The sequence below is a fragment of the Vibrio coralliilyticus ATCC BAA-450 genome, from assembly GCF_000176135.1.
GTDB classification, from domain to species: domain Bacteria; phylum Pseudomonadota; class Gammaproteobacteria; order Enterobacterales; family Vibrionaceae; genus Vibrio; species Vibrio coralliilyticus.
In genome coordinates this window covers 81328-107770 of sequence record NZ_ACZN01000011.1, presented here as the reverse complement: position 1 = coordinate 107770, position 26443 = coordinate 81328, and the positions used below count along the sequence as shown (strand labels likewise).

Sequence of the window (26443 nt, the reverse complement as noted above, 5' to 3'; positions counted from 1 at the left end):
AACACTGCTGAAGCCTTGTGGCGTCTGCCGTGTCAGTGGAAGCGCATTATAGGGAGTCCTTCTGATAGCGCAAGCCCTTTTTCAAAAAAAATTGAAAAAACTCATCGTTCGTTGAAAATGTGTTCAAAACAACAAAAAAGAGGGCAAAAAGCCCTCTTTTATCTATCTATTTCATTCAGTTTTAAATGAATGCGTACGCGTCAGCAAACATACGATCGCTGTTAGCGCCTTTGTTCTGGGTAAATTGTTCACGAGCCGCACCCGCCATTTCAAAACGTCCAGCAATGTAGATGTCATATTCTGCAAGAGAATCAAAATCGTCACTAACGGCTTGAAGCACGTTTCCGACTTTGCCTTGCCATTCAGAAGTAGCTTCTTCTACCACTGGAATAAAATGCACGTTGCTGAACTGTGCTGCGATACCATCCAGTTCGTCCTTAGCATATAGTTGGCGTTCATCCCGGCCACCCCAATAAAGGTGGATTTCATTGGTCTTATTTTGAGCTACGCAGTGGTCCAATATCGAACGTACGTAACTAAAGCCTGTACCACCAGCAATCAAAAGTAGAGGGCGTTCGCTCTCTTCTTTAACCCAGGCATCGCCATGAGGCGCATCAATACTGATGTCACCATCATTTTCTAATGCGTTTTGCATCGCTTCGACAACTTCAAGAGCATACGCGTTATGCTCTGCTGCACCAATGTGAAGCTCTAGCTCGCCTTCATGACGGCAAGGGCTGCTTGCAATAGAGAATGGACGTTTATCTTTTTCTCCCATCACAACCATTAGATACTGGCCGGCTTTAAAGCTGACTGGTGTCTCTGGATGCAACAGAATTCGATAGGTATTACAAGCTAACGGCTCAATAGACTTTACTTTACATTGGATGGTCATGTTATTCCTCTTACTTACTCCTCAAAAGTAAGTACCAAATTACTTTCTGCGAAGGCCTGACAAGCAAACACCCAGCCTTGTTGCTGCTCTTTCTCTGTGAGCATTGGCTCAAGCTGATAAGTGACTCGACCTTCTATTTTCCGACACAGACACGCTGCGCACGCTCCCACTTGGCAACGGTTTGGGAAGCTGATGTTATGGTTGAGCGCAGCTTCCAATACCGTTTCCCCTTCCTGCACATCGAATTGTATATTCTGCGGCTGCAAGGTCACCAAATGGCTCATAATATTCCCAGCTTACTCCATTTTGCATCGACCTGCGCAACTAACTGAGAATCTTTCTTGATTGGGATGCCCCACTCTCGCTGGACTTCTCCCTCAAACTTGTTGGTCGCATCCAAACCTAACTTAGAACTGCGACCTTCTTTTGCTTCTATTTTAACGGTGTCACGATTAGGGTCCATTCTAGTGGTGATCGCCCAGATAATGTCATTCCAATCGTGCACATCGACGTCATCATCGCAGAGAATAACAAACTTGGCATCCGTATACTGCTTGAGAAACTCCCACACACCATTAAGCACCGCTTTCGATTGCATAGCGTGTGTTTTCTTCATCGAGACCACCATGAAGCGATCAGCGCCAGCAGATTCTGGTAAAGCAATATCAACAATTTCTGGGAATGCCTGACGAAGTTGTTGTAACTGCTCATCCGTAATCGCTGTTTGGCTTGCGGATGTTAACTCTGGGTCAGAGGCCTTTTCGGCATCCCATTTAATCGTTGCATCCAAGCCCATCTTAGAGCCAAGCCCTACAACCGGTGAGGCGAAGTCGAGAGAATCAATAGGCGTGTTGTCAATCATTAAGGTATCGCGAACAGGTTCCATATGCTCACACATGGCCTTCACGACATCATCCCAACTTCGCGCATTGACACTTTCATCGCACACTACAACAAACTTGGTGTACATAAACTGGCGAAGGAAAGACCATACCCCCATCATGACTCGCTTAGCATGCCCTGGGTATTGCTTTTTCATCGTCACCACCGCCATGCGGTACGAACAGCCTTCAGGCGGTAGGTAGAAATCTTCAATCTCGGGAAACTGCTTTTGCAGGATAGGAACAAACACTTCGTTTAACGCTACACCCAATACAGCAGGTTCATCTGGCGGACGTCCTGTGTAAGTGCTGTGATATATCGGGTCCTTACGCATGGTGATATGCGTAATGGTAAAAACATGGTGTTTTTCTTTTTCGTTGTAATAACCAGTGTGGTCACCATAAGGCCCTTCGTCCGCATACTCATTCGGGTCAATGTAACCCTCAAGCACGATCTCTGCACTGGCAGGCACTTCAATGTTATTACTCACAGATTTAACCACTTCAGTTTTACTGCCTCGAAGCAAGCCCGCAAACGCATACTCAGATAAGGTATCTGGTACTGGTGTTACCGCGCCTAATATAGTGGCTGGGTCAGCACCAAATGCGACTGAAACAGGGAAAGGCTCTCCCGGGTTGGTTTTCATCCAGTCACGCAGATCAAGGGCGCCACCACGGTGTGCTAGCCAGCGCATGATGATTTTGTTCTTACCAATTTTCTGCTGACGGTAAATTCCAAGATTCTGGCGCTTTTTATGTGGCCCTCGAGTCACGGTTAACCCCCACGTAAGCAGAGGCGCGACATCATCTTGCCAACAACTCATCACAGGGATTTTATCGAGATCAACTTCGTCACCTTGCCAGACAATCTCCTGACAGGCAGCTTTACGTAACCTTTTGGCTGGCATGTTTAAGACTTGTCTAAAAACAGGCAGTTTCTCTAACGCGTCTTTAAAGCCACGTGGTGGCTCGGGCTCCTTAAGATAAGCCAACAATTTGCCCACTTCACGCAAATCTTTGACGTCTTCACGACCCATACCTATCGCAACCCGTTCAGGAGTGCCAAACAAGTTGGTCAGCACAGGCACATCGTAGCCAATGGGATTTTCAAACAACAATGCCGGGCCACCTGCACGTAAAGTACGGTCGCTAATCTCTGTCATTTCATAATGTGGATCGACAGGCTCGGAAATGCGTTTAAGCTTCCCTCCCTGCTCAAGGTGGGCGATGAAGTCGCGTAAATCCTTAAAACTCATAGGTCTTCTGTGACTGATTAAAGTGCAAGCAGTATAACAAAAAGAGGGATCTTCCGATCCCTCTTTTCTATAAGGTTATTTTTATTGTGATAACACGTTCAAAATCGCGCTGCTGCGTACTTTTTGATTATGGCTGGCGAGCTCTTCTAGCCATGAGGTGTAACCTTGATTTGCCAGCTCTGTCGCTACCATTGAAGCTTCATCACGAATTGCCATTCTGTCGATCAAAAACGCTTTGACCTCATCCGTCATGGGTTTGATACGAGTTAGCTCTTTAATGGCTTGTTCTTTAAGGCTCGGGTTATGAGAAGCGAGCATGATCTGATTCACCGAGAATTCATCGCCGACCTTTGCCAAACGACTCAGCTCGGACTGGCTTTGAAAATCGGCACGCATCAACCAAAGCAGTTTGTAAACATCAGGGTTTTCACTCACCTGAGCTAAACGCACCATCACCTGTGAGGATGGCAGCCAACTGGTCACAGCCTCTCCGGTAAGTTGAACCACTAAACCTTGTACTGCTTCTGGCGATAAGCTGTCTAACTCACGAATCAGTAACGCTTCACGCGCTTGGATTTGGTAATCACTACCCGACAACCACTGCTTTAGATCCAGCTCGCCACGTTCTGCACTCAACACAAACTCAAGTGTCGACTGATCTTGCTGCCACTGTTTCAGTAAACGGCTGGCGATGGCTGGATAGTTAAAGGCAGGAATGGAAAACTCATAGCCATCACCTCTTTCCAACACTTGATAGGTTGGAACCATAGCTTTTTGGTGCTCGACGAACAAAGCCATTTTTGGCGTCAAGATGACGTTTTGATCTTCAATTTTTTTGAGCAGTAGGAAACGCGCCACTTCTTGTTGAGGAAGCGACAGTCTTTCGAGGGCGAAGTTGAGTGAGTCGATATTATCTTCGACAGCATATTGGAGCAGTTCTGCAACTTTCAGATGAATCTGCTTATCCTGAAGTAACAGCTCAGCTTTTTCGGGCTGCATTTCCTTCGCAGCAACCGTTGGCGCTCCAATCAATAAAGATGTGCATAGGAGAACCGACGACAACATTCCTTGTTGCATGTTAACCTCCTCTTAACATTCTCGCTCATTGTGAGGCCAATCAAATGAGAATGCAAACAAAAACGCCACCGACAAGGTCGATGGCGTTTGGAGTCACAAATTCTTACTGGCGACGCATGGCATCAAAGAACTCATCGTTGGTCTTCGTCATGGCTAACTTATCGATTAAGAACTCCATCGCGTCGATCTCACCCATTGGATGAACAATCTTACGCAGAATCCACATCTTCTGAAGCTCTTCATTCTTAGTCAGAAGTTCTTCACGACGAGTGCCTGAACGGTTGAAGTCGATGGCAGGGAAAACACGTTTCTCAGCAATCTTACGGTTCAGGTGGATCTCCATGTTACCTGTACCTTTAAACTCTTCGTAGATAACTTCGTCCATCTTAGAACCAGTATCAACTAGAGCTGTTGCTAGAATCGTCAGGCTACCGCCTTCTTCTACATTACGTGCCGCACCGAAGAAGCGCTTAGGACGGTGCAGTGCGTTTGCATCCACACCACCAGTAAGAACTTTACCTGATGAAGGAACAACTGTGTTGTATGCACGTGCTAGACGAGTGATAGAGTCAAGCAGGATAACCACGTCTTTCTTGTGTTCAACAAGACGTTTTGCTTTCTCAATAACCATCTCAGCAACTTGTACGTGGCGAGACGCTGGCTCATCAAACGTTGACGCAACCACTTCACCTTTAACCAGGCGTTGCATCTCGGTAACTTCTTCAGGACGTTCGTCGATAAGAAGTACCATTAGCTCACATTCAGGGTGGTTGTAAGCAATGCTTTGAGCAATGTTCTGCAGCAGCATTGTTTTACCCGCTTTTGGCGGAGCAACAATCAGACCACGCTGACCTTTACCAATTGGTGAAGCCAGGTCAAGAACACGTGCAGTAATATCTTCAGTCGAACCGTTACCACGCTCCATCACCATACGCTCGTTTGCGTGCAGTGGCGTCAAGTTTTCAAATAGAATCTTGTTACGCGCGTTGTCTGGCTTGTCATCGTTAACTGTATTGACTTTTAACAGAGCAAAGTAACGTTCGCCATCTTTCGGTGGACGAATCTTACCTGCAATGGAATCACCCGTACGTAGGTTGAAACGACGGATCTGACTTGGAGAGACATAGATGTCATCTGGGCCTGCCAAGTAAGAACTGTCTGCACTGCGCAAGAAGCCAAAGCCGTCTTGAAGTATTTCCAGAACCCCGTCGCCAAAAATATCTTCACCACTTTTCGCGTGTGCTTTAAGGATGGCGAAGATAATGTCTTGCTTTCTTAGACGCGCCAGGTTTTCAAGGCCTAAGCTTTCGCCAAGTTTGACAAGATCAGACACAGGTCTGTTCTTCAGTTCTGTTAGATTCATTGTGGTGGATACTTTTTTAGTCAAAATAGGATCTGTTATTTTAGTTAAGATGAATTTTGGTCACAGGATCGACCAAGAAGAGAAACTTGTTTATTTAACGTGCGATAAATTAGCACTAAATACTAGCCTAGTCTAGATTTTGTTAGGCTTCAAAAACAAAACCGTGCATTGAAGTGAATGCACGGTCTTATCAGAACAACCCAATTATAGGTTAGCGTCCAAAAACTCTTTTAATTGAGTCTTAGACAGCGCGCCTACTTTGGTTGCTGCCACGCCACCATCTTTGAAAAGTAGTAGCGTTGGGATACCACGAATACCAAATTTAGGTGGAGTACCTGCGTTTTGGTCGATATTCAGTTTACCGATAGTGAGTTTGCCTTCGTACTCTTCGGCGATTTCGTCCAGGATAGGAGCAATCATCTTACAAGGACCACACCATTCTGCCCAAAAATCAACAAGAACCGGGCCTGCAGCGTTTAGTACGTCGGCTTCAAAACCGTCATCAGTTAGCTGCAAAATCTTATCACTCATCTTCCACTCCAATGTGTTTTTTCGGAACTGGTTGGATGATAACCAGTATTTAGATGCCCTATTGGAATGTATTTACTTTCGTATTGCAAGCTTAAGCTGATATTCTATAGCCATGAAAAAGACGCATATCACAGAGCAAAAGTTCGCCGATTTGGGTTTACACCCCCAAGTTGTTGAAGGTTTGAAGAAAAAAGGGTTCGAGTTTTGTACCCCAATTCAAGCCTTGGCGTTGCCGGTACTGCTCACCGGCCAAGACATTGCAGGTCAGGCTCAAACAGGGACAGGAAAAACCCTGGCTTTCTTGACTGCTACTTTTAACCATCTTCTGAACACACCAGAGCACGAAGGTCGCAAGCCGACTCAACCACGTGCGATTATCATGGCACCGACCCGTGAGCTGGCAATTCAGATTTACAATGATGCTGAACCTCTGGTTGCAGAAACCGGCATTAAAGCTGCGTTAGCTTACGGTGGCGAGAGCTACGACAAGCAACTTGCTAAGTTAGAGCAAGGTGTGGACGTGCTAATCGGTACCACAGGTCGCATCATCGACTTTTACAAGCAGCGTGTCTTCAACCTGAACAATATTCAGGCTGTTGTGCTTGATGAAGCGGATCGCATGTTCGATCTTGGTTTCATCAAAGACATTCGTTTCCTATTCCGTCGTATGCCAGAACCAAAAGAGCGCTTGAACATGTTGTTCTCTGCGACTCTGTCATACCGTGTTCAAGAGCTGGCTTTCGAACATATGCACAACCCAGAACACGTTGTGGTGGAGCCAGAAGTCAAAACAGGTCACCGCATTCAGGAAGAGCTGTTTTACCCGTCTAACGAACACAAAATGTCTCTGCTACAGACTCTTATCGAAGAAGAGTGGCCAGAGCGTGCGATCATCTTTGCCAATACCAAACACAAGTGTGAATCCGTATGGGGTCACCTAGCGGCTGATGGCCACCGTGTTGGTCTATTGACGGGTGACGTACCTCAGAAAAAGCGCGAACGCATCTTAGAGCAGTTCACTAAAGGTGAAGTTGACCTGCTAGTAGCAACAGACGTGGCAGCTCGTGGCCTTCACATCCCTCAAGTGACCCACGTGTTTAACTTCGACCTACCAGACGATTGCGAAGATTACGTACACCGTATCGGCCGTACGGGTCGTGCAGGCGCAAGTGGCCATTCAATCAGCTTTGCTTGTGAAGACTACGCCATCAACCTACCGCCAATTGAAGAGTACATTGAGCACACCATTCCTGTTTCAGATTACGACCCAAGTGCACTGATCGAAGATCTACCAGCACCGCTACGTATGCGTTCTAACCGTCCGCAACAACGTCGCACCAATACTGGTGGCTCACGCTCAGGCAACCGTCGTAACAACAACCGCTCTCGTCAACGTCACCAAAAGGATTCTTAAGTCGTCTATGAGCCAAGCAGTTTCTTCCCCGCTCTACGCAGCCATCGACCTCGGGTCGAACAGTTTTCACATGCTCGTTGTGCGTCACATTGATGGCAGCGTTCAGACTATGGCAAAAATTAAACGTAAGGTTCGTCTTGCCGCTGGGTTAGACGACAACAACGCTTTAAGCCAGGAAGCCATGCAACGCGGATGGGACTGCTTGAGTCTATTTGCAGAGCGACTTCAAGATATTCCAACCCAAAATATCCGCATTGTGGGCACCGCAACACTGCGCACCGCCACCAATGTGGATATCTTTCTTGAGAAAGCAAACCAGATTCTTGGTCACAAAATTGAAGTGATCTGTGGCGAAGAAGAAGCAGCCACTATCTATAAAGGGGTTGCCCACACATCTGGCGGCAGCGGTCGTCGTTTGGTGGTCGATATTGGCGGTGCCAGTACCGAACTTATTATCGGTGAAGGTTTCGAAGCCAAAGCACTGACCAGCCTGAAAATGGGTTGTGTTACTTGGCTGGAACGTCACTTTAAAGACCGCCAGCTCACCGTAACCAACTTTAATAATGCAATTGAAGCGGCTAAAGAAACGCTGAAACCTATCCTTGAGCAATACACTCAAATTGGTTGGGACGTGTGTGTCGGTGCTTCTGGTACGGTTCAGGCTTTGCAGGAAATTATGCTGGCACAAGGTATGGACGAGGTCATTACTCACGCCAAACTCAAGCGTCTGCAAAAACAAGCCATGCTAGCGGATCATTTGGAAGAACTTGAGATTGAAGGGCTAACGCTAGAACGCGCATTGGTCTTCCCAAGCGGTCTTTCGATTCTCATCGCTATCTTTGAACTGCTTGAAATTGATTCGATGACACTGGCTGGCGGCGCACTGCGCGAAGGCCTAGTGTATGAAATGGTCGATGAACTCAAGCAAGACGACATTCGTGCTCGTACAATTGCCAGTGTTCAAACCCGCTACCAAATTGATACGGCTTACGGTCAGCAGGTGGCCACCTTAGCCAGTAAATTGCTTGAGCAATGTGAAGCTGAGTGGATTGCTGAAGCTCAGGGCAGCGTATTGCTAGAGACAGCGGCTAAGCTGCATGAAATCGGTCTGACGATTGATTTCAAGAAAGGCGGCGAGCACAGTGCCTACTTGCTACAAAACCTGGATCTACCGGGTTATACCCGAGCACAAAAGCACTTTCTTGGTGAAGTATCACGTCGTTATCGCGAGCAACTGACTTCTCTACCAGAGCAACATGCGCTGTCAGGTAACAGCGCCAAACGCGTATTACGTTTGCTACGTCTCGCGGTTTTGCTGACCCATCGTCGCAATCCGGATTTAGAGCCGAACATCGCGCTTCAATCACAAGGCGATAAGCTCACCCTGACGGTTGCTGACCAGTGGCTGAAAGCCAATCCTCTGACTGCGGCCGAGTTAGAGATTGAAGCCAACCGTCAGAGTGACATTGGCTGGCCTTTGAGCATCATTGCCAACTAACTAAAGAACAAATAAAAAGCCCGACAAGATAACTTGTCGGGCTTTTTTGTTTTCGAGGAGCGAACCTTACTTAGCGCCAATCACTTTAAAGTCAGGATTAACGGCTGTGAGCTTCTTAACCAAGTAATTCAGCAGCACACCATACATAGGCACAAACAGACCTAAGCTGATCACTAGTTTGAATCCATAATCCACCAGCGCGATTTCGGTCCAGTGCTCCGCCATAAATGGATCTGGGCTTTGGTAAAACGCAATGGCAAAGAAAGCAATAGTATCCAGCGCGTTACCAAACAAAGTGGAACACGTTGGGGCAATCCACCACTGCTTCATCTGGCGCAGGCGATTAAACACATGCACGTCTAGGATTTGCCCTAGCAAATACGCCATAAAGCTCGCAATCGCGATACGCGCGACAAACAGATTAAATTCACCTAAATGTGAGAAACCTTGAAATTGCCCTTCAAAAAACAACACTGATAAGCCATAGGACACTGCGAGCGCTGGTAGCATCACCAAGAAAATAATCTTACGCGCAAGTTGGGCACCAAAAATTCGTACTGTCAGATCGGTCGCTAAAAAGATAAACGGAAAAGTGAAAGCGCCCCACGTGGTGTGAAAACCAAAGATGGTAAAGGGAAGCTGAACCAGATAATTACTCGACGCAATAATGATCAGGTGAAACAGAACTAACAAGAAAAGGGCTTTGCGCTGCTGCGCAGGGGTAAAGTTACTCATGCGATACCTTTTTAGTTTGGTTTGGGGGTGAGGGAACCCAAAGCGAATCTCTTCCAAGCCACGGAAAGACTCTTACCAATAATGTTAAATGAATTTAGATTCGATATTCAGCACAGTCAAAGTCCCAATAACAGAGGCTCAAGCCATCTAAACAAGTGAAACTTCAAATATGATAAATACCGCGGCGGGCGATTATACATTAACCAACATGAGTCGCAACAACTAGACTTTATGCAATCGTTGACTTAGTTAAAAACCACGTTGGAACAAGCCCGCAAGGTAGTCTAGCTCTTCTTTGCTGTCTTCGATGGCTAACGCTTCTAACCAGATGCTTTCACTGTAATGTTCGGACTTGAGAAACAGCTGACACCCCTCAAAATCAATCAACCACGAATGAATGTCGGCGTCCCATTGCTTTTCAATCACAGACGCAGAGAGGAGTTTTATCAGCTTATCGGCCAGTTGAGGAAAACTATCAAAATCAAAACGCGGAGCTCGAATGATGATACGCCCTTCTTGCGCTTGATACTCAAGTAAACCAAATTCCGTTTGCTGCACTGAATCAACCATGATGAGTAATGTGCTCCTGAATTAAATCTAAGAATGGATCCGCGTATTTCTCTAACTTACGTTGCCCTACTCCATTGACCGCTAGCATTTCACCATAAGAGGTTGGCAAAATTTCCGCCATATCAATCAAGGTGGCATCACTGAATACCACGTACGGTGGTAAACCATCTTCATCGGCAATCGCTTTGCGTAACTTACGCAACTTGGCAAACAGCTTTTTGTCGTAGTTTTTACTGGTGAGTTTGTCGGACTTAGCCGCTCTTGCGGCGGTATCCAGACGAGGCACGGCTAATTCAAGAGCGGTATCGCCACGCAATAGTGGGCGCGCTTCCTCAGTAAGCTGTAAGGTCGAGTTGCGAGTAATGTTCTGGAACAACATCCCTTTATGGATCAACTGACGAAAAATACTCACCCAGTAATCGTGACTGTTTTCACGCCCAATACCATAGGTAGTGAGCTTGTCGTGGCCATTTTCACGGATGCGGATATTCTGCATTCCGCGCAGGACTTCAACCACATACCCCATACCAAAGCTCTGATTAACTCGGTAAACACAAGACAACGCTTTACGTGCCTGCTCGGTGGCATCAAAATGCTTGGGCGGGTCCAAACAGATATCGCAGTTGCCACAAGGCTGCTCACGGTACTCACCAAAATAATTCAACAGCACCTGACGACGACACGTCTGCGCTTCAGCAAAAGCACTCATCGCATTGAGCTTATGCGCTTCAACCTGCTTTTGTGGCCCATCGTCTTTTTCATCCAACATCCGCCTTAGCCAGCTGATGTCCGCTGGGTCATACAGCATCATCGCTTCCGCAGGCAAGCCGTCCCGACCTGCGCGACCAGTTTCCTGATAGTAGGATTCAATGTTGCGCGGAATATCAAAGTGAACCACAAAGCGCACGTTAGGTTTGTTGATCCCCATACCAAACGCCACCGTCGCGACCACAATTTGGATATCATCACGCTGAAATGCTTCTTGCACATAAGCGCGCTCGTCTGCCTCTAAGCCAGCATGGTAACTGGCGGCACGAATATGGTTGTTGCACAGTTTTTCCGTCACCATTTCAACTTTCTTACGGCTACCGCAATAGATGATGCCGCAGTTGCCTTTCTGCGTGTCGAGAAAACGGATCACCTGAGAAATTGGTTTGTGTTTCTCAACCAAGGTGTAACGGATGTTGGGGCGATCGAAACTGCTTAGGTGGATATGCGGCTCGTTCAATTGCAGACGATGCATGATGTCATTGCGCGTCGCATCATCGGCCGTCGCCGTCAGCGCCATAAAAGGCACATGAGGAAAGTGCTGTTTGATCTGGCCGAGCGACGCATATTCAGGTCTGAAATCATGTCCCCACTGAGAAATACAGTGTGCTTCGTCAACGGCGATCATGGACAGCGATAGGCTTTCAAGACGCTCAATAAAGTCACGCATCAGCACACGCTCAGGTGACACATACACTAGCTTCAACTGGCCTGACTGCATTCGATTGTAGACCGAAATCAACTCATCGCGGGGCATGGAAGAGTTGACACACTCTGCCGAAACACCATTTGCTTTAAGCTGATCGACCTGATCTTTCATCAGTGATATCAGAGGAGAAATCACCAGTGTTAAACCGCCACGAACTAAGGCCGGAACCTGATAGCAGAGTGATTTACCGCCACCCGTCGGCATGATGACCAAACTATCCTGACCGTTTACGGCTGCTTCAATGACTTCTTGCTGACCATCTCGAAACGACTGATAACCAAACACATCCTCCAGTATGCTTTGTGGAGTCGGTGAAGGATCAGATTGTTCGGCAAGCAGTGTCGCGGTCATTGATATCTCGATTGAGCAAAGAGTGGGGAAATGCAAAGGGCACATTGTAGTAGTGTTCGGATGTGAATAAAACCGCAAATTGCTAGGTGATTAACTGACTCATTCGTATACTGGATGCTTCCTTTTGCAAAAATCATCCTTTGAGTAAACGTCAATGACACCAGAAGAACAGCAAAGAGCACGGCAAGGCGTCCTTCTCGCCATAGGTGCCTACACCATGTGGGGCATTGCACCGATCTATTTTAAAGCCATTAGTGAGGTTTCACCGTTTGAAATCCTCAGCCATCGAGTGGTGTGGTCTTTTGTTCTATTAGCGGTATTGCTACATGTAGGTCGTCGCTGGCGTGGTGTACGAGATGTGATTCGCTCCAAAACCAAAATGCTGTTTCTGGTTTCTACCTCACTACTCGTGGGAGTGAACTGGCTGATTTTTATCTGGGCGGTAAATGCCAATCACATGCTAGATGCCAGTCTCGGTTACTACATCAACCCTCTGATTAATGTGCTGCTCGGCATGTTGTTCTTAGGCGAGCGGCTACGTAAATTGCAGTGGTTTGCTGTGGCACTGGCAGCTTGTGGTGTGATGGTTCAGCTGATCGCTTTTGGCTCTGTGCCTACCGTCGCCATTGCTCTGGCACTGACATTTGGTTTTTACGGACTATTGCGTAAGAAAGTCAGCTTAGATGCTCAAACGGGCCTATTCATTGAAACACTGGTAATGCTGCCTGCCGCAGCGGTGTATTTATTGTGGATTGCCGATTCTCCGACTTCCGATTTTTCAGCGAACCCGATGAACCTAAACCTACTGCTGATCTCCGCTGGTGTTATCACCACTTTGCCGCTGTTGTGTTTCACTGGCGCTGCCACACGCCTTAAGCTCTCAACTCTGGGCTTTTTCCAGTACATTGGCCCAAGCCTGATGTTCTTGCTGGCGGTACTGGTGTACGGCGAGGCCTTTACCACAGACAAGGCCATCACCTTCGCCTTTATCTGGGGCGCGCTAGTGGTCTTTAGCTTCGACGGCCTTAAAACCAGCAAGCAATCACGCAAAGTTGCAACGGCAAAGTGATCGTTTTTTACAAGACAATGTGACACAGCCGATATAAGCTTGGTGAAAGTTTCACCAATCTTTTTTGTTTTATGGACCAGGTCAACTATCACACGACACAGAATAAAGAGATTAGCCTGATTGAAGCCAACTATCAGAAGTTTGCCTTTCAGCGCCACTATCATCTTGATTTTCATATCGGGTTGATCACACACGGCCAGCAAAAATTCCATTATCAAGGTCAGAGCCACAATGTTGGCGCCGGGCAAATTGTCATCATGCCACCGGATGAACTGCATGACGGGCGCTCTATGCTCGACAGTGGCTATCAAGTGCGCGTGTTCTCCGTCGAGCCGGAATGGTTCAGTGAATTAGCCGAGCTGAAACAAAACAGCGCTCAGATCCAATTCAATCAGTTGATTGTCTCCGATTCGCGCATCTTCAATCCTCTCGCTCAGTTGCACAGTGCGTTAGCCGATAACCAACTCAGTCAGCTGGCGAAAGACTGCCTGCCTTACGAAGGCTTCGAACAGCTTTTCACCCATTATGGTGCTCTGGAGCAAAAGCCTGTTGTCCCGCTAGGTAATCAGTCAGTCTCAACGTTAAAAGACTATCTGATGGAGAATCTGGCGCAGCCAGTCAGACTTGAACAACTCTCCCAGCTGTGTGACCTCAGTCCAACGCAGTTCCAGCGTCACTTCAAAGCCAAAGTTGGTCTGACACCTTACGCCTGGCTGAGCCGCCTGCGCTTAGAGCAAGGTTTTAAATTGCTCAAAAGCGGTGTCTGCGGTACCGAAGTGGCACACCAGATTGGTTTCTACGACCAAGCCCATTTCAGCAAAGCGTTTAAAGCCACTTATGGTGTTCCCCCTTCTAAGGTTCAGTGCCAATAATTTACAATCATTACTCTTTCGAACAGGGCACAATCCGGTCATCAATTATCAAAGAGCCTTACCATGAACGAACTGACCATTCTTGCCACGTTAGCCACTGTCCACTTTATCGCTTTGATGAGCCCTGGGCCGGATTTCGCGCTAGTGGTACAAAACGCAACACGTTATGGTCGCCAGACGGGCTTATACATTGCGCTTGGCTTGTCGTTTGGCATTCTGCTTCACTCTGTACTGAGCCTAACGGGCGTCAGCTACCTTGTTCACCAGCAGCCGACTTTATTTGCGGTGCTGCAACTCGCTGGCGGTAGTTACTTATTCTACCTAGGCTACGGCGCACTCAAGGCCAGTTGGTTAACACTACGTAATAACAAGCAAAACGACGAGCCGCCCGCTCAAACCAGCTTATTACTGAACAACAAGCGTCAGGCTTTTTCGCGCGGCTTTGCCACTAACATCCTCAACCCAAAGGCGTTGGTATTCTTTGTCAGCCTGATGTCGAGCTTAGTGCCAGCCAGTATGTCATTAACCGGCAAAGGAATGGCGTTGGTCATTCTTTGGGGGCTGTCTTTGCTATGGTTCTCGTTTCTTGCTTGGGCCTTATCAACTCAACGTATGCAGAGAAAAATTCATTCTCTGGCCGTATATATCGATAGCCTTTGTGGCGTGCTATTCACACTTATCGGCCTAAGCATTTTGTGGCAATCCCTGTCCGCCCTGCTTTCAAGTGTCTAAAATTTGATTCGAGATTACATTTTCATAACAAATCCTTAGACTCAAAGTTACTCCACTGTCACTCTTGTCGCTGCATAAATAACAAGGAGAACAAGATGCAGTGGAAACATACTTTCCTAACGACGTGCCTATTATTAACGTCCGTTGGTGCTGCCGCGAATCAGGCTGCCGATTCAGTTGCCCCAGAACACAGTAGTGGCTTAGAACAAAAGCAACTGGTTAAGGCCAAAGACTGGATGGTCACCGCCGCCAACCCGCTCGCGACACAAGCGGGCGCTGATATCCTCAAGCAAGGCGGCAACGCTATCGATGCTATGGTTACCACTCAGCTCATGCTGGGTCTGGTTGAACCGCAATCCTCAGGGATTGGTGGCGGCGCCTTCTTGGTTTACTGGGATGCCAAAAAGCAGCAGTTAACGACTTATGATGGCCGTGAAACTGCGCCTTTAGCCGCAACCCCTCGCCTTTTCCAAGATGAGAAGGGCGAACCGATGCAGTTTTACGATGCCGTCGTAGGTGGCCGTTCTGTCGGTACGCCAGGTACCGTAAAACTGATGTGGGATACTCATCAGAAATACGGCAAGCTTGAATGGAAAAAGCTGATTGAGCCTGTGGTCGAAGTCGCTAAGAACGGTTTTACCATCAGCCCTCGTCTAGCAACCTTAATTGAGAAAGATGCAGAGCGCCTGTCGCGTTTCCCTGCCACAAAAGCCTATTTCTTTAATAGTGATGGCTCTGCCAAGCAGCAAGGCACATTACTAAAGAATCCTGAATACGCGGCGACTCTCGAAGCCATCGCCAAAGGTGGTGCAGATGCCTTTTATCAGGGCAAGATTGCAAGCGATATTGTCAGTACCGTTCAGTCAGCCGCTGGCAACCCGGGCGTACTGGCACAAGCCGATTTCGATGCTTACCAAATAAAACAGCGCCAACCTGTCTGTTCCGCTTATCTGAGCTACGACATCTGCGGAATGGGTCCACCAAGTTCTGGCGCCCTTACCGTGGGTCAGATTCTGGCGATGACAGAGCAGTTTGATCTCAAAAACTGGGGCCCTGATAACGCCAAATCTTGGCAAGTTATCGCCGATGCTTCACGCTTAGCCTTTGCAGACCGTGGCATGTACATGGCCGATGAAGATTTTGTCCCTATGCCAACTCAAGGTTTGATCAACTCAGACTACCTTAAACAGCGCGCGAAACTGATCACGCCAGGGAAAGCACTCGAGTCAGCACCAGCGGGCACACCACCTTGGGACTACGCTCAGCGCCAAAGCCGTGATGAATCCATCGAACTGCCATCTACCAGCCACTTCAATGTGGTTGATAAAGAGGGCAACGTAGTGTCGATCACCACCACGATTGAGAACGCGTTTGGTTCACGCTTGATGACCAATGGGTTCCTGCTCAACAACGAGCTGACCGACTTCTCGTTTCGTACCCACAAAGATGGCTACCCTATCGCCAACCGCTTAGAGCCGGGCAAACGCCCTCGCTCCTCAATGGCACCGACCATCATCATGCAAGACGACAAACCTTACATGGCGATCGGCTCTCCAGGTGGCAGCCGCATCATCGGTTATGTTGCCCAAGCGATCATTGCTCACACGCAATGGGATATGGATATTCAACAAGCCATCAACCAGCCACACTTACTGAATCGCTTCGGTACATTAGATATTGAGCAAGGTACAGAGGCAGAAAAGTTCAAATCGGAGCTGGAGAAAATGGGTTTCGAAGTGAATATTCGTGACTTAAATTCTGGCCTACACGCAATTCTATTCAAAAATAATGAATTAGAAGGCGCTGCAGACCCAAGACGCGAAGGTGCCGCTATCGGCCAATAGCGTCGATCTGCTCACCGGCTTGTGCGAGATCTCTTACAGGCTGGTGAGCAAAAATAGCTTTTTTAGTGAGAGTATTACAACTTATCGTACATATCCTATTGTAATAAAAGGAAATGTTCTAATTTTGACCAAACTTTTATTCAATAAGTCAAATTCTGTGCTATTGCTGAAAACCGTCAAAAACGTAATATTAAACCTGTCGGAAGGATGCTGACACGGAACAGGAATTACCACGGATTTGGTAATCTTCAGGAAGAAGATACGGTTGCTCAGGATGAACAATCGGCAAGGATAGCGAATAGGACATTGAACGGACTCAATAGTAACTAGGATGGTTGCTACTAGGGATGGGAAATGGACACCTCTGGACGAGGAAAGGACTTATCATCAGGATGATGAAAAGGACACCGCTCAAGGAACAAGCGAAGTGAGCTAACGAGGATTGTTAGCAGACCAGGATAGGGTCAAGGACACCGCTAGGATGGCGATGAATGGACTAAGCTGAAGGACATCAGCATACTATCAAGGATTTGATGCATGGAGCACTTCTAGTAGCCGGATTGCTGCGAGTAAGACTATAACCCCGATGGGCGCAAGCCCTCGGGGTTTTTCTTTATCTGCGTCTCTAAAAATTCATCAAGATTTACTCGCATCTAACTTTTGACATTTTTTTTGTTCCCCACCAACCACGTGCTAGGTTAACGTCGTGATGTAAGTTCAATCACGATAAACACTATCAATAAGGAAGAAAAAATGAACAAGGTAACATTTCAGGGCAACCCAGTTCCGGTATCAGGCGAATTTCCACAAAAAGGCACTCAGGCAGCAGACTTTGCTCTGACAGCCGGCGATTTGTCTGAGCTGACGCTATCGTCGCTGCAAGGCAAAAAAGTCATCCTGAATATTTTCCCAAGTATAGATACGCCAGTATGTGCTCAGAGTGTTCGTCACTTTAATGAGCAGGCAGCAGGAAAAGACAATGCAGTGGTAGTTTGTATCTCAGCAGATTTGCCATTTGCCGCGGGCCGCTTCTGCGAGGTTGAAGGCATTGAAGGGGTTCAGCATGCCTCAACGTTCCGTTCACCACAGTTCGCTCAAGACTACGGTGTCGCAATCTCAGAAGGTCCATTAGCAGGCCTGACAGCACGAGCGGTAGTTTGCCTAAATGAAGAAGGTTTGATCACTCATTCACAGCTTGTCAGCGAAATCACTGAAGAACCGGATTACCAGTCAGCACTTGCTGCGATCTAAGTCCCTCAAGATCCAAAAGAGCGGCTCATCGCCGCTCTTTTCATTCTATAACAACTGCTCAATTCGAAGCTTAAGCTGATTTAAGCGCTCAATAGCACTAGGCTCTCCCTCAGCGAAATCGAACGCTTTATCATTCAGTGCACACACCGTACCAATCGCTTCTCCGCGATGCATGATAGGCAATCCGTAATAGACGCCTAAACCAAACTTCACCAGATCTTCGTTGCCTCGCCACTCTTCATCTGCCGCCGCATCTGCGACAAGTAAAGGCGATTGAGTATCCACAACCCGCTCGCAGTAAAGCTCATGACAACCGGGCTGGACGCTCTTAGGCCCTGCATCTCCGGCGTTATAAATGGGTTGTTGGTTGGCAGCAAAAACAATCATGGTTTCTGGTGTCGACTCCATGATCAATAGAGAGTGAAGACCAAACTGCTGAGCAATGGCATTAAGTTCAGCAGTTAGATCTTGTTGGTGGTTCGCCAACTGTTTGAACGGCATAGCGATTTCCTCTTATCAGACGTTGCCTACCTATTATTTAAACAAGCTCGACATAAGAGCAAAATTTAACCGCCAGAGTGTGAGCAAGATAAAATTAGAGCTTTTCCAACTTAGCGTAAGCCGTCACCAACCATTTGATGCCTTCACCATTGAATGCGACTTGAACTCGGCTCTGTGGACCACTGCCTTCAAAATTGATGATCGTCCCTTCACCAAATTTTGGATGCATCACCCTTGCACCTAGGCTAAAGCCAGTTTCATTGAAACTCTCTTTGACCACAGTCTGACTGAAACGCCCCGAGCTTGCTGGGCGACTGACCTGCGCTTTCATACGCACTTCATCTAAGCAGCCTTCTGGCAATTCACGAATAAAGCGCGACGGTTTATGGTATTTGTCCTGACCGTACAAGCGACGCATCTCAGCATAAGTGATGTAGAGTTTCTCCATCGCACGTGTCATCCCCACGTAGCAAAGTCGGCGCTCTTCTTCTAAGCGCCCAGCTTCTTCAGCGGACATCTGACTTGGGAACATCCCCTCTTCGACGCCGACCATAAACACCAGTGGGAATTCCAGACCTTTTGCACTGTGCAAGGTCATCAGTTGCACCGCATCTTCGAACTCATCGGCCTGACCTTCACCCGCCTCAAGCGCGGCGTGGGTCAGGAATGCCGTAAGCAAGGTCATTTCTTCTGCTTCTTCCGGCTTTTCGAACTGACGCGTTGCCGTTACCAACTCTTCCAAGTTCTCAATGCGTGCTTTGGACTTTTCACCTTTTTCCTGCTCGTACATAGCGAACAAGCCGGAGTATTTGATCACGTGGTCGGTCTGCTCATGCAGAGACATTTCACAAGTATCATCCTCCAGCGCGCTGACCAGCTCAACGAAACGGCTTAACGCCCCCGCCGCTCGACCAGCCAGAACTTGCTCATCGAGCAAAGCAACACTCGCTTGCCACATGGTGCAACCACGATCCCGCGCTGCAAAACGAATCGTCTCTAAGGTTTTGTCCCCGAGCCCACGTGTTGGTGTATTAACCACGCGCTCAAACGCCGCGTCGTCATTGCGGTTTGCCATCAATCTTAGATAGCTCAGCGCATCTTTGATTTCCTGACGCTCGAAGAATCGCATGCCACCGTAGATACGATATGGCAAGCCAGCCTGAATTAACGCTTCTTCCAATACACGAGACTGGGCGTTGTTACGGTAGAGCATGGCGGCATCATTCAGTGCACCACCTTTTTCCTGCCATTCTTTAATCTTGTTGACCGCGAAACGGGCTTCATCCAACTCGTTGTAAGCAGAGTAAACCGAGATAGGCTCACCTTCGACGCCATCAGTCCATAGCTCTTTACCCATACGCTCGGTGTTATTGGCAATCAGAGTGTTGGACGCTTCAAGGATGGTTTTGGTCGAGCGGTAGTTTTGTTCCAGACGAATGGTGTTTACGCTTGGGAATTCGCGGGTGAACTTCTCAATGTTTTCAATCTTAGCACCGCGCCAACCATATATAGACTGATCATCGTCCCCTACAATCATCACGTGTGACTCTGGACCAGCCATCATTCGCAGCCAAGCGTATTGAATGTTGTTGGTATCTTGGAACTCATCCACCAAGATATGTTTAAAGCGTGCCTGATAGTGCTCGCGGACAAATTTGTTATCACGCAACAACTCATGAGCACGCAGAAGAATTTCGGCGAAGTCGACCAAACCCGCACGGTCACACGCTTCCTGATAAGCCGTGTAGAGCTGCAGATAGGTTTTAGTCACAGGATCGTGGTAAGCGTCAATATGATTTGGACGCAGACCTTCGTCTTTCTTGCCGTTGATCCACCAGCTCACTTGACGTGCTGGCCACTGCTTTTCATCCAGATTTTGCGCTTTGATGAGACGACGCAGCAGTCTTTGCTGGTCATCCGTATCGATGATCTGAAAATCTTCCGGCAATTTAGCATCAAGGTAATGCGCGCGCAGAATACGATGACAGATACCATGGAAGGTGCCGTTCCACATCCCAGAAGCACTGCCCATCATCAGCTCTTCAATACGGCCTCGCATTTCCGCTGCGGCTTTATTAGTAAACGTCACCGACATAATGGAAAAAGGAGACGCCTGCTCCACCGACATCAGCCACGCGATACGGTGCACCAGCACCCGGGTTTTACCACTCCCCGCGCCCGCTAGGACAAGTAAATTTTCAAGTGGAGCGGCAACGGCTTCACGCTGCTTATCGTTGAGGCCGTCAAGAAGTAATGAAGGATCCATTATGAGTTCAGCTACTGGTTATCTATACATGAAAATCGATTATAACCTAAACACCCTGCCTATTTCAGAAGAAAAAACACAAATTTTTTATGTTGCATTTTCTTTATAAAACATAGCCTTAAATAAACAAAACCAATAATAATGCGTTTTTTTATATTTTTTCTGAAAGTTTATTTGCGCTTTTTCTATCCTTTTAATTAAGCAAGTTGATGAATTAGCTTGTGAAAAATACCCAAGTGACCTCTAAAGAACCGTTTTGACGGAGATTACTTGGGTATTCACTAAGAAAGGAAAAGTCTGAGGAAATTACTATGAAAAAGTCTAATCTTGCTGTTACTGCTGCTGTTACTGGTCTACTAGCTCTAGGTGGCACAATGCTCACTGCAGCACCTGCTGTTGCTGCAGAGAAAGAGAAATGCTACGGCGTTTCAAAAGCAGGTAAAAATGATTGTGCAACCAAAACCAGTTCTTGTGCAGGTACTGCAAAAGAAGATAACCAGAAAGATGCCTTCGTAGTCGTTCCTAAAGGACTATGTGGCAAGCTAGCTGGCGGTAGCACTCAGTCTTCTTAATAGATTGGATAAGGCGACCTAGGCTCAACCCGGTCGCCTTTATTTTTGTTTTACTCGCATAGGAAGAGTTCGTGAATAAGGACAACTACCACGACCAGGTGGGTGTAGGACTGCGCTCTCCTCATATCGATTATTTCACTGACAATAAGCCCGCCTTATCTTGGTTGGAGATCCACAGTGAAAACTACTTTCAGCCCTACTCACCAGCCAGACAAAGCCTGCGCAAACTGATGGATGACTACCAGATCAGCTGTCACGGTATTGGTTTATCACTGGGCAGCGTTGAAAGAGTCAACCCTAATCACCTTAAACAACTCAAATCGCTCATTGATGAGGTCAACCCATTTTTGGTCTCCGATCATCTCAGCTGGAGTGAAAATGGCGGCCACTATTTCAATGATCTTCTGCCACTGCCTTATACAGAAGAAGCCTTGGAAGTGTTTTGTCGCAATGTCATCGAAGTTCAGGATTATATTCAGCGCCCAATGCTGATAGAAAACCCATCGAGCTACGTGAAGTTTGCTCACTCTACGATTGACGAGTGGGAATTTCTGGCTGAAGTACAGAAGCGCACCGATTGCCGACTACTGCTTGATCTCAACAATATTCACGTTTCCGCCTTTAACCACGGTTTCGATAGCCAGACCTATATCAACGCGATTCCCGCCGATAAAGTCGATGAAATTCATTTGGCAGGCTTTACGATTAAGCAGTTGGAAAAAGGTGAAATCTGGATTGATACCCACAGCCAACCTGTTTCTGATGAAGTGTGGACACTATACGAACAATGGCTGGCGACTCACGGTCCGCGCCATACACTGATTGAATGGGATCTGGATATTCCTCAGCCTGACGTGTTACTGGCAGAATGCCATAAAGCCAGTGAGAGGCTGATTCAGTTTGACGCTCTGCAGGGGAGAAAGGCGTCATGACTCAATCTCTAGCAGAACTGCAAAAAAACTTCGCCAGCGCTCTGCACTATCAGGCGACGGGTGATGCCTGTGATATCTGCTCTGATACCTTCAGTGCCGACGAACGAATGCAGATTTACCGCAACAATTTCATCATCAGCTTAAGCGAAGTACTTCAGGCTACTTACCCTATGGTACTGGCGCTGGTGGGTGAAGAGTGCTTTGAACAATTAGCTCGTCAGCATGTGCTCAACCACCCTCTTCGTTCTGGTGACGTGACTTACTATGGTGAACATTTCGTGACTACCATAGAAGCCTTCCCTGCAGTGGTTGAGGCTGCGCCTTATGCTGCGGATGTGGCACGTTTTGAATGGCAAATCGACCTATCTCAACAGCTTCAAGGTGGTGTCAAAACACCAGAAGCTATTTTGCCAATTGCTCGCCTAGCGGAAGTCGCAGAGCAGCAGCAGCCTTACATCCATTTTCATCTTTCGCCCGGCACTTTGCCTTTTCATTCGCCCTACGCGGTGTACTCGCTGCGTCTGGCCATTGAGAATAATGATTTCGAACAGCTGACGCTCAATCAGGCCGAATATGGCGTGATCATCAGTCAACCCGACGGTCAATGTTGGACTATGTCGCTCGATCAGCTGCCTTTTGAACTGCTTCAGTATCTCAGCTCAGGTTGCACGCTAGGGGAAATCCCTGAAACGCACCTACCTTATCTGGGAGTACTACTGGAGAACCAGTTAATTTCTGGGTTTTCTCTCGCCCAATAAGAATAAGGATTGTTACTATGTCTAACGCAATAAAAAACATGATCGAGAGCTACGACGCCTTAGTCGATAAAGCCCAATGCGTCTTTGTGCCACTGCTGCTACTGTTTTGTCGACTCTGGGTTGCCTGGGTCTTCTTCAATTCTGGCCTAACTAAAATTGCTTCTTGGGACAGTACTCTGTACCTATTTGAGTACGAATATCAGGTGCCAATTTTACCTTGGGAGCTGGCCGCTTACATCGGTACCGCCGCCGAGCTTATTCTGCCTGCTTTCTTAGCATTCGGCCTGTTGACCCGCCCAATGGCGGCCATCTTGTTCGTATTCAATATCATTGCCGTCGTTTCCTACCCGCTGCTGTGGGAGAAAGGCTTCTACGACCATCAGCTCTGGGGCCTGATGATTCTCAACGTCGTAGTCTGGGGACCGGGCTTGGTTTCTCTGGATAAGCTGCTTAAGAGTAAGCTACAAGGTTAAACCCAATACAAAAACGCCCTCCTAATTGGAGGGCGTTTTTAGTTTCAAAGCTCAGTGCTTAAGCACGAATCCCTGAATGACGCAGCAAGGCATCGATTTGCGGCTCACGACCACGGAATCGCTTGAACAACTCCATTGGCTCTTCACTGCCACCCATTTCGAGAATGTTATTTAGGAAGCTCTTACCGGTATCGGTATTAAAAATGCCTTCTTCTTCAAAGCGTGAGAAAGCATCTGAAGAAAGTACTTCCGCCCACAGGTAGCTGTAATAGCCTGCACTGTAACCACCAGCAAAGATATGGCTAAAGCTGTGCGAGAATCGGTTCCACTCCAGACTTGGCAAGACAGCGACCTTAGATTTCACATCCGCCAGTGTTTCCAGCACGCGAGGACCGATTTCAGGGTCAAATTCAGTGTGCAGCGTGAAATCAAACAAACCAAACTCGAGTTGACGAAGAATAAACATCGCCGACTGGAAGTTCTTTGCGGCCAGCATCTTATCCAGCATTTCTTTTGGCAGTGGTTCGCCCGTTTCGAAGTGACCAGAGATAAACGCCAGCGCCTCTTCTTCCCAACACCAGTTCTCTAGGAACTGACTTGGCAACTCTACCGCATCCCACGGTACACCGTTGATGCCCGAAACTGCGCCAGTATCGACCTGAGTCAGCATGTGGTGAATACCGTGGCCAAACTCGTGGAATAAAGTCACGACTTCATCGTGAGTAAACAGCGCAGGCTTGTCACCAACCGGTTTGTTAAAGTTACAGGTCAGATACGCCACTGGTGATTGCAGCTCACCTTTCGCATTGATACGACGTACACGGCATTCGTCCATCCAGGCACCGCCGCGCTTGTGTTCACGCGCATACAGGTCAAGGTAGAAGCTGCCTCGAAGCTGATCGTTGGCATCAAAAATATCAAAGAATCGCACTGACTCATGCCAAACATCAACGCCCTCTCGCTCTTTGACATTCATACCAAACACACGCTTCAGAACTTCAAACAAGCCACTTACCGCTCTTTGTTCTGGGAAGTAAGGACGTAGCTCTTCGTCAGAAATCTGGAACAAGTGCTGCTTCTGCTTTTCGCTGTAGTAAGCAATGTCCCAAAGGTTGAGTTCTTCAACACCAAACTCGCTCTTAGCAAACTGGCGCAACTCTTCAACTTCACGCTCGCCTTGCGGCTTGGCTTTGCTGGCAAGATCATTGAGGAAGCCCAACACTTGCGATGGGTTTTCTGCCATTTTAGTCGCCAGAGACTTCTCACTGAAGGTATTGAAACCTAACATACGGGCGATTTCATAACGCAGCTTCAACTGCTCGTTAATGATTTCACTGTTGTCCCACTCGCCCGCTTTCGGGCCACGATCCGAGGCACGAGTGACGTAAGCTTCATAGAGCTCTTTACGTAATTCCTGATTGTCACAGTAAGTCATCACCGGAAGGTAAGATGGGATATCCAGCGTTAGCAGGTAACCATCCAGCTCTTTGGACTCTGCCGCTGCTTTGGCTGCCGCCAGTGCAGACTCCGGCATACCTGCCAATTGTTTTTCATCTTCAATGTGTTTGGCCCACCCCATGGTCGCGTCCAACACATTGTTAGAGAACTTAGAACCCAACTCAGACATGCGCTTACTGATTTCACCGTAGCGGTGCTGTTCGTCGGCTGGCAGACCAATGCCTGACAACTCAAAATCACGCAGGGAGTCTGTGATGGTTTTCTGCTGTGCCTGAGTCAGCCCAGCGAATGCCTCACTCGCTTTAATTGCCTTATATGCCTCAAACAACCCTTTGTGCTGCCCTACCCAAGTGCCGTATTCGGACAAAAGAGGTAAGCAGCTTTCATACGCTTCACGCAATTCATCACTGTTCATCACCGAGTTCATATGGCTCACAGGTGACCAAAGGCGGCTTAGGTGATCATCCACTTCTTCAATCGGCGCAACGACATTTTCCCAACTTGGGTCGCTGTTTCCTTCCAGTACCAGATCGATTTTCGCCCGGCAGTCTGCAATCGCCTGTTCAACGGCTGGTTTCACATGTTCAGGTTTGATTTCAGAAAACGGGGGCAAATCGGTAAAGCTCAGAAGAGGATTAGACATAAAGCATTCCTTTTATTGGCAAAAAGCGAACTGACGGGTTCGTCTTTGTTATTTCTCGTTCGTCTTAAATAGTAAATATAGGTAGGTTCAGCAATTTTCAATAGTGACGTATACTACAGCTATTAAATTACCCGGTGTTGTCACCAGTTAGAGAGTGTCATTTTGTTAAGTTATCGCCACAGTTTCCACGCAGGCAACCATGCTGACGTGGTTAAGCATATTGTTCAAAGCCTTATCCTCAACGCGCTCAAGCAAAAAGATAAGCCATTTGTTTACCATGATACCCACTCAGGAGTGGGTCGCTATGACTTAACCCACGAATGGTCAGAAAAGACAGGTGAATACAAACACGGTATCGCGCGTGTCTGGCAACAAACTGAGATTCCAGAAGAAATCCAAAGCTACCTTGAATCGATTCAGACACTGAACAACGGTGACAAACTGCGTTACTACCCAGGCTCGCCGCGTGTCGCTCGCGCGCATCTGCGTCCACAGGACCGCATGGTATTAACGGAACTTCACCCAAGTGACTACCCGTTATTAGAACAAGAGTTCCATCGCGACCGTCAGGTCAGCATCTATAAGGAAGATGGCTTCAAGCGTTTGAAGGCGAGCTTACCGCCGCAGGAGCGTCGTGGTCTGGTACTGATTGACCCACCTTACGAGCTGGCGAAGGAATACCGTGATGTCGTCCAAGCGATTTATCAGAGCTATAAACGCTGGGCCACGGGGATCTATGCTATCTGGTATCCGGTCGTTAATCGCTGCGACATTGAAGACATGATTGAAGGTCTTGAAGGCCTTGGCATCCGTAAGATCTTACAAATTGAATTAGGTGTTGCGGCGGACAGCAATGAACACGGGATGACCGCCTCAGGCATGATTGTGATTAATCCTCCATGGAAGCTGGAAAGCCAGATGAACGCCATTCTGCCTTTCCTCAAAGAAGCAATTGCGCCTGCAACCGGTCATTTCAAAGTAGACTGGATTGTACCGGAATAACGGACACTCGCGCTCAATGTAC

25 protein-coding genes are annotated in these 26443 nt (G+C 47.7%); 13 read left to right on the top strand and 12 right to left on the bottom strand.

Annotated elements, in window-relative coordinates; all coding sequences use genetic code 11:
* On the top strand, positions 1 to 189 hold a 189-nt coding region (locus tag VIC_RS26960), incomplete at its 5' end, for a hypothetical protein (RefSeq protein ID WP_236612148.1).
* On the opposite strand, the gene fre is transcribed toward VIC_RS26960, so the two are convergent.
* The 6 genes from fre to trxA form a co-directional block, all read right to left on the bottom strand.
* A complete protein-coding gene (gene fre, locus VIC_RS02765) occupies positions 182 to 895 on the bottom strand; it encodes an NAD(P)H-flavin reductase (protein ID WP_006957649.1) in 714 nt (237 codons plus the stop codon). The two genes, VIC_RS26960 and fre, sit on opposite strands and share 8 nt — an antisense overlap.
* A 14-nt stretch (positions 896 to 909) precedes the next feature.
* On the bottom strand, positions 910 to 1179 hold the full coding sequence (locus VIC_RS02760) for a 2Fe-2S iron-sulfur cluster-binding protein (protein ID WP_006957648.1): 270 nt from the start codon (positions 1177 to 1179) through the stop codon (positions 910 to 912).
* Positions 1176 to 3032, bottom strand: a complete 1857-nt coding sequence (gene ubiD, locus VIC_RS02755; protein ID WP_006957647.1) for a 4-hydroxy-3-polyprenylbenzoate decarboxylase — start codon at positions 3030 to 3032, stop codon at positions 1176 to 1178. Before ubiD ends, VIC_RS02760 begins: the two co-directional genes overlap by 4 nt.
* 81 nt (positions 3033 to 3113) lie before the next feature.
* Entirely contained in the window at positions 3114 to 4109 is a 996-nt protein-coding gene (locus VIC_RS02750) for a hypothetical protein (RefSeq protein ID WP_006957646.1), read from the bottom strand.
* Between the two features lie 103 nt (positions 4110 to 4212).
* Positions 4213 to 5472 (bottom strand): transcription termination factor Rho, encoded by a 1260-nt coding sequence (gene rho / locus VIC_RS02745; RefSeq protein ID WP_004745495.1) that lies wholly within the window; start codon positions 5470 to 5472, stop codon positions 4213 to 4215.
* Positions 5473 to 5676: 204 nt separating this feature from the next.
* Entirely contained in the window at positions 5677 to 6003 is a 327-nt protein-coding gene (trxA, locus tag VIC_RS02740; RefSeq protein WP_006957645.1) for a thioredoxin TrxA, read from the bottom strand.
* 112 nt (positions 6004 to 6115) lie between these two features.
* Between trxA and rhlB the strand changes: the two genes are divergently transcribed.
* Both rhlB and gppA read left to right on the top strand, forming a co-directional pair.
* Positions 6116 to 7417 (top strand): ATP-dependent RNA helicase RhlB, encoded by a 1302-nt coding sequence (gene rhlB / locus VIC_RS02735; RefSeq protein WP_006957644.1) that lies wholly within the window; start codon positions 6116 to 6118, stop codon positions 7415 to 7417.
* Between the two features lie 7 nt (positions 7418 to 7424).
* A complete protein-coding gene (gene gppA / locus VIC_RS02730; protein ID WP_006957643.1) occupies positions 7425 to 8915 on the top strand; it encodes a guanosine-5'-triphosphate,3'-diphosphate diphosphatase in 1491 nt (496 codons plus the stop codon).
* 66 nt (positions 8916 to 8981) lie between these two features.
* Here gppA and VIC_RS02725 read toward each other — a convergent pair whose 3' ends face one another.
* From VIC_RS02725 to recQ, 3 genes are all read right to left on the bottom strand, one after another.
* Positions 8982 to 9650: a 7-cyano-7-deazaguanine/7-aminomethyl-7-deazaguanine transporter gene (locus VIC_RS02725; RefSeq protein WP_006957642.1), complete on the bottom strand. Its 669-nt coding sequence runs from the start codon at positions 9648 to 9650 to the stop codon at positions 8982 to 8984.
* A gap of 249 nt (positions 9651 to 9899) precedes the next feature.
* Positions 9900 to 10220: a DUF3630 family protein gene (locus VIC_RS02720; protein WP_006957641.1), complete on the bottom strand. Its 321-nt coding sequence runs from the start codon at positions 10218 to 10220 to the stop codon at positions 9900 to 9902.
* Positions 10213 to 12048, bottom strand: a complete 1836-nt coding sequence (recQ, locus tag VIC_RS02715; RefSeq protein ID WP_006957640.1) for an ATP-dependent DNA helicase RecQ — start codon at positions 12046 to 12048, stop codon at positions 10213 to 10215. Before recQ ends, VIC_RS02720 begins: the two co-directional genes overlap by 8 nt.
* Positions 12049 to 12202: 154 nt before the next feature.
* On the opposite strand from recQ, the gene rarD reads away from it, so the two are divergent.
* From rarD to tpx, 5 genes are all read left to right on the top strand, one after another.
* Positions 12203 to 13117, top strand: a complete 915-nt coding sequence (gene rarD / locus VIC_RS02710) for an EamA family transporter RarD (RefSeq protein WP_039951214.1) — start codon at positions 12203 to 12205, stop codon at positions 13115 to 13117.
* Between the two features lie 71 nt (positions 13118 to 13188).
* The gene (locus tag VIC_RS02705) at positions 13189 to 13989 is read left to right on the top strand and encodes an AraC family transcriptional regulator (RefSeq protein ID WP_006957638.1); all 801 of its coding nucleotides are present in this window, start codon (positions 13189 to 13191) and stop codon (positions 13987 to 13989) included.
* Positions 13990 to 14052: 63 nt separating this feature from the next.
* Positions 14053 to 14721 (top strand): LysE family translocator, encoded by a 669-nt coding sequence (locus tag VIC_RS02700; RefSeq protein ID WP_006957637.1) that lies wholly within the window; start codon positions 14053 to 14055, stop codon positions 14719 to 14721.
* Positions 14722 to 14816: 95 nt separating this feature from the next.
* Positions 14817 to 16565, top strand: a complete 1749-nt coding sequence (gene ggt, locus VIC_RS02695; RefSeq protein WP_006957636.1) for a gamma-glutamyltransferase — start codon at positions 14817 to 14819, stop codon at positions 16563 to 16565.
* Between the two features lie 753 nt (positions 16566 to 17318).
* Positions 17319 to 17816 carry a thiol peroxidase gene (tpx, locus tag VIC_RS02690; protein ID WP_006957635.1) on the top strand — a complete coding sequence of 166 codons (498 nt, stop codon included), beginning with the start codon at positions 17319 to 17321 and terminating at the stop codon, positions 17814 to 17816.
* A gap of 45 nt (positions 17817 to 17861) precedes the next feature.
* Here tpx and VIC_RS02685 read toward each other — a convergent pair whose 3' ends face one another.
* Both VIC_RS02685 and uvrD read right to left on the bottom strand, forming a co-directional pair.
* Positions 17862 to 18317, bottom strand: coding sequence for a GAF domain-containing protein (locus VIC_RS02685; protein ID WP_006957634.1), 456 nt, complete (start codon positions 18315 to 18317; stop codon positions 17862 to 17864).
* A gap of 94 nt (positions 18318 to 18411) precedes the next feature.
* Positions 18412 to 20586, bottom strand: coding sequence for a DNA helicase II (gene uvrD, locus VIC_RS02680; protein WP_029236297.1), 2175 nt, complete (start codon positions 20584 to 20586; stop codon positions 18412 to 18414).
* Between the two features lie 308 nt (positions 20587 to 20894).
* On the opposite strand from uvrD, the gene VIC_RS02675 reads away from it, so the two are divergent.
* The 4 genes from VIC_RS02675 (at position 20895) to VIC_RS02660 (ending at position 23318) form a co-directional block, all read left to right on the top strand.
* Positions 20895 to 21155 carry a BufA1 family periplasmic bufferin-type metallophore gene (locus VIC_RS02675; protein ID WP_006957632.1) on the top strand — a complete coding sequence of 87 codons (261 nt, stop codon included), beginning with the start codon at positions 20895 to 20897 and terminating at the stop codon, positions 21153 to 21155.
* Between the two features lie 71 nt (positions 21156 to 21226).
* On the top strand, positions 21227 to 22087 hold the full coding sequence (bufB, locus tag VIC_RS02670; protein WP_006957631.1) for an MNIO family bufferin maturase: 861 nt from the start codon (positions 21227 to 21229) through the stop codon (positions 22085 to 22087).
* Entirely contained in the window at positions 22084 to 22845 is a 762-nt protein-coding gene (locus VIC_RS02665; protein ID WP_006957630.1) for an HvfC/BufC N-terminal domain-containing protein, read from the top strand. The genes bufB and VIC_RS02665 overlap by 4 nt, the downstream gene beginning before the upstream one ends.
* A gap of 17 nt (positions 22846 to 22862) precedes the next feature.
* The gene (locus VIC_RS02660; protein WP_006957629.1) at positions 22863 to 23318 is read left to right on the top strand and encodes a DoxX family protein; all 456 of its coding nucleotides are present in this window, start codon (positions 22863 to 22865) and stop codon (positions 23316 to 23318) included.
* 58 nt (positions 23319 to 23376) lie between these two features.
* On the opposite strand, the gene prlC is transcribed toward VIC_RS02660, so the two are convergent.
* Positions 23377 to 25419, bottom strand: coding sequence for an oligopeptidase A (prlC, locus tag VIC_RS02655; RefSeq protein ID WP_006957628.1), 2043 nt, complete (start codon positions 25417 to 25419; stop codon positions 23377 to 23379).
* 162 nt (positions 25420 to 25581) lie between these two features.
* Here prlC and VIC_RS02650 point away from each other — a divergent pair, with 162 nt between their 5' ends.
* Positions 25582 to 26421 (top strand): 23S rRNA (adenine(2030)-N(6))-methyltransferase RlmJ, encoded by an 840-nt coding sequence (locus VIC_RS02650; RefSeq protein ID WP_006957627.1) that lies wholly within the window; start codon positions 25582 to 25584, stop codon positions 26419 to 26421.
* Positions 26422 to 26443: the final 22 nt, after the last annotated feature.

Excerpts from the sequence above, each read along its gene's own strand:
- VIC_RS02720 (WP_006957641.1), bottom strand. The coding sequence starts at position 10,220 with ATGGTTGATTCAGTGCAGCAAACGGAATTTGGTTTACTTGAGTATCAA.
- VIC_RS02760 (WP_006957648.1), bottom strand. The coding sequence starts at position 1,179 with ATGAGCCATTTGGTGACCTTGCAGCCGCAGAATATACAATTCGATGTG.
- gppA (WP_006957643.1), top strand. The coding sequence starts at position 7,425 with ATGAGCCAAGCAGTTTCTTCCCCGCTCTACGCAGCCATCGACCTCGGG.
- VIC_RS02675 (WP_006957632.1), top strand. The coding sequence starts at position 20,895 with ATGAAAAAGTCTAATCTTGCTGTTACTGCTGCTGTTACTGGTCTACTA.
- ubiD (WP_006957647.1), bottom strand. The coding sequence starts at position 3,032 with ATGAGTTTTAAGGATTTACGCGACTTCATCGCCCACCTTGAGCAGGGA.
- ggt (WP_006957636.1), top strand. The coding sequence starts at position 14,817 with ATGCAGTGGAAACATACTTTCCTAACGACGTGCCTATTATTAACGTCC.
- VIC_RS02685 (WP_006957634.1), bottom strand. The coding sequence starts at position 18,317 with ATGCCGTTCAAACAGTTGGCGAACCACCAACAAGATCTAACTGCTGAA.
- tpx (WP_006957635.1), top strand. The coding sequence starts at position 17,319 with ATGAACAAGGTAACATTTCAGGGCAACCCAGTTCCGGTATCAGGCGAA.
- rhlB (WP_006957644.1), top strand. The coding sequence starts at position 6,116 with ATGAAAAAGACGCATATCACAGAGCAAAAGTTCGCCGATTTGGGTTTA.
- recQ (WP_006957640.1), bottom strand. The coding sequence starts at position 12,048 with ATGACCGCGACACTGCTTGCCGAACAATCTGATCCTTCACCGACTCCA.
- VIC_RS02750 (WP_006957646.1), bottom strand. The coding sequence starts at position 4,109 with ATGCAACAAGGAATGTTGTCGTCGGTTCTCCTATGCACATCTTTATTG.
- VIC_RS02665 (WP_006957630.1), top strand. The coding sequence starts at position 22,084 with ATGACTCAATCTCTAGCAGAACTGCAAAAAAACTTCGCCAGCGCTCTG.
- VIC_RS02700 (WP_006957637.1), top strand. The coding sequence starts at position 14,053 with ATGAACGAACTGACCATTCTTGCCACGTTAGCCACTGTCCACTTTATC.
- rarD (WP_039951214.1), top strand. The coding sequence starts at position 12,203 with ATGACACCAGAAGAACAGCAAAGAGCACGGCAAGGCGTCCTTCTCGCC.
- VIC_RS02705 (WP_006957638.1), top strand. The coding sequence starts at position 13,189 with ATGGACCAGGTCAACTATCACACGACACAGAATAAAGAGATTAGCCTG.
- VIC_RS02725 (WP_006957642.1), bottom strand. The coding sequence starts at position 9,650 with ATGAGTAACTTTACCCCTGCGCAGCAGCGCAAAGCCCTTTTCTTGTTA.
- prlC (WP_006957628.1), bottom strand. The coding sequence starts at position 25,419 with ATGTCTAATCCTCTTCTGAGCTTTACCGATTTGCCCCCGTTTTCTGAA.
- fre (WP_006957649.1), bottom strand. The coding sequence starts at position 895 with ATGACCATCCAATGTAAAGTAAAGTCTATTGAGCCGTTAGCTTGTAAT.
- trxA (WP_006957645.1), bottom strand. The coding sequence starts at position 6,003 with ATGAGTGATAAGATTTTGCAGCTAACTGATGACGGTTTTGAAGCCGAC.
- rho (WP_004745495.1), bottom strand. The coding sequence starts at position 5,472 with ATGAATCTAACAGAACTGAAGAACAGACCTGTGTCTGATCTTGTCAAA.
- VIC_RS02660 (WP_006957629.1), top strand. The coding sequence starts at position 22,863 with ATGTCTAACGCAATAAAAAACATGATCGAGAGCTACGACGCCTTAGTC.